The 2,072-nt window shown below is 70.0% G+C and carries 3 protein-coding genes; 2 read left to right on the forward strand and 1 reads right to left on the reverse strand.

What is annotated here, in order from left to right:
- Positions 1-208: 208 nt before the first annotated feature.
- The gene (locus tag ABZZ74_RS53800) at positions 209-829 is read left to right on the forward strand and encodes a hypothetical protein (protein WP_356951394.1); all 621 of its coding nucleotides are present in this window, start codon (positions 209-211) and stop codon (positions 827-829) included.
- A 269-nt stretch (positions 830-1,098) separates the two neighbouring features.
- Complete coding sequence (locus ABZZ74_RS53805; protein WP_356951395.1) at positions 1,099-1,815, forward strand: hypothetical protein; 717 nt, start codon at positions 1,099-1,101, stop codon at positions 1,813-1,815.
- 73 nt (positions 1,816-1,888) lie between these two features.
- On the opposite strand, the gene ABZZ74_RS53810 is transcribed toward ABZZ74_RS53805, so the two are convergent.
- A partial coding sequence (locus tag ABZZ74_RS53810) for a sigma factor-like helix-turn-helix DNA-binding protein (protein WP_356951396.1) occupies positions 1,889-2,072 on the reverse strand: 184 nt, incomplete at its 5' end.

A 2,072-nucleotide genomic window follows, 5' to 3' on the forward strand; every position in this document is an offset into this window, starting at 1 on the left:
GATGAATGGCCCCGATCAGCAGGGCACGGAACGCGCCGGCAGCAAACCGTTCGGCAACGCCGTCGGCGTCAGCGCCACGCACCGGCTGTGCGATCGGCTTCCGTCCGCGGTGGCCTCGGCCTCCTGATCCTCACTGCCGCGGTGTCCCCGAGCGGCAACTCCGCGACACCGTCCCAACCCACCGATCAGCACCAAGGAGTGTTCTCCTATGCAGCTCGACCCCCGCCGCGGCCCGCTCTGCGTGGTCCAGGCGACGATCACCACCCCCTCGGGGGGTGTCGAGTTCGCCTCTCTGTCCATGCCGACCGCCCCGTTCGGCACCCTCGCCTGGCAGCTGCCCAACCTTGTTTCCTACCTGCACGCCAGCTGCGACCGCAGGGAACCACCGACCGCGTCCTCGTTCATCGCCTACATGCGCAGCCGCACCACCCTGCCCTCGCCCACCGCCGACTACCCGTACGCCGCCCTTCACGACGAACGGGTCGCCTGCCTGATGAGCCTGGTGCTGGCTCCCGGTCGGGAGACCGCCTGGCCGCAGGCCTCGCTCGCCCTCGTCCAGCAGGAGAGCCAGCCCGCACGCTGCAGCTGGAGCAGCCTCGAGCATGAACGCGGAACGCTCGCCGTGCTGCGCCGCACCGTGCGGGAAGTGGAGGCCGAGCAACTGCGTCTGGCCGGCCTCGTGCGTCAAGGCGGCCACCCGGCCGCGCAGGAACTGCGCCGCCTCGCCGAGCGGGTCACCGAGTGGACTCGCGGCATGTACGGCATGGCCCGAGGCGCTCACACCGCCGCGCGCGCCGCCGCTGCCCGGCAGGCGCTGCGCGGCACCTGAGCCGCAGCCGGCCCCTGCGGGACGAGCCGTTCTGTGGGGGCCAGGTTGACACCCCACCCCCGAGAGCGCATTATTATCAACGTCGCTTTGGTGTCGGCGTGCAAATGGCCGGCGGGAATCACCTCACGGTGTCGGCCCAGGGCGGCAACCCCGACCGAACGTCCCACCGGCCATCAAGTACTCCAACCCACCAGGAAGGAGTACCCCCAGCATACGGGCAGCGCGGGATCTCTCGCCGCTGACTGTCCGCGACGCCTCGGAGGCATCTCATGGCACGTGCTCCCGAACCCAAGACCATCGAGGTCGACGGCCGCACCTACGCCAACCGCGCCTGGATCGTCGCGGAGACCGGCGCGAGCATGCCCACCGTCCGCTCGTGGTACGCCAAGCGCGCAGAACAGCCCGAAGAGGTCCAGCCGGCCGAGTCCCGCTTTCCGGAGAAGGGACCGCGGGTCGACCGCGAGGACTACTTCGACCTCGAGCAGGTCCGCGCCTTCCACCGCTGGCTGAAGCAGTCCAAGCACGAGAAGGTGCTGCCCACGGACCCAGCACTGTACGAGGGCGACCCCAACGAGCTGGTCTCCATCAACGACGCCGCCGCCTACTTCCACTTCAAGAGCCCGTCCGCGATCCGCAAGTACTTGAAAGACAATCCCGGCTACTTCGCCCCCGTGGCCGGCCAGGTAGAAGGCCCGTCCGGACGCCTCATCCCAGCATTCCGCCGCGGCGACCTGCAGGACTTCGACCGCCGGCGCAAGGGAGACAACACCGGCCGCGCCGGCGCCCCCGGCGGCCCCCGCCCTGATCGCAGTGCGCGCACCCCGGAAGTCCAGCAGCGCATCGACGCCGCAGCCGCCTACCTCAACAAGATCGGCGGACACCGCCGCGGCGCCGCTGCGGAGCTGGCAAAGATCCACGGAGAGCCCGCCTGGAAATGGGAACGCGCTGTCAAAGCGGCCCGCGAAGAAGCCGTTGGCGGCGCCTAGCCGGCCCTTCAACGACCGTGGCTGGACGGCCATACGCCGCTCGTCGTCAGGGCTGGGATGTGGTGTGGCCTGCTCATCCTGGTGACCGTCGGCTGGCAGGAGGGCTAACCGTGCATGCTGCAGGTGTTGAGGCCGAGTCGGGGTGGCGGTGCTGCAGGTCCCGGCGGAGCTGGGCGAGTGCCCGGTGCAGTGCGCTCTTGACGGTTCCGGGCGCTATGCCAAGGGCGGCGGCTGTCTCGTCGGTGGACATCTGCTCC

The sequence above is a fragment of the Streptomyces sp. NPDC006476 genome (assembly GCF_040612015.1).
GTDB lineage: Bacteria > Actinomycetota > Actinomycetes > Streptomycetales > Streptomycetaceae > Streptomyces > Streptomyces griseorubiginosus_B.